Here is a 213-nt window from a genome sequence, read left to right as displayed (position 1 = left end):
GTTTACTTTCACCTGTTAAAGCTGCTGTATTTAATGATGCCTTTTCAGATAATAATACACCATCCAATGGAACCTTTTCACCAACACGAATTTGAATTTTCTCTCCAATAGTTACATCTTCTGGGGAAACACTTGTAAAATCACCATCACGAAATACATTGGCTTCTTTTGGACGAACATCTAATAATGCTTTAATGTTTCCTTTGGCTCTTT

The 213-nt window shown here is 34.7% G+C and carries 1 protein-coding gene; it reads right to left on the bottom strand.

Annotated elements, in window-relative coordinates; all coding sequences use genetic code 11:
- Positions 1 to 213 (bottom strand): P-type ATPase actuator domain-containing protein (locus AAON49_RS00070; protein ID WP_502942864.1); only part of this gene is annotated, 213 nt, incomplete at both ends.

The sequence above is a fragment of the Pseudotenacibaculum sp. MALMAid0570 genome, assembly GCF_040151415.1.
Classification (GTDB): domain Bacteria; phylum Bacteroidota; class Bacteroidia; order Flavobacteriales; family Flavobacteriaceae; genus Polaribacter.
The sequence above is the reverse complement of the archived record's forward strand: the minus strand, read 5'-3'. Positions and strand labels throughout refer to the sequence as shown.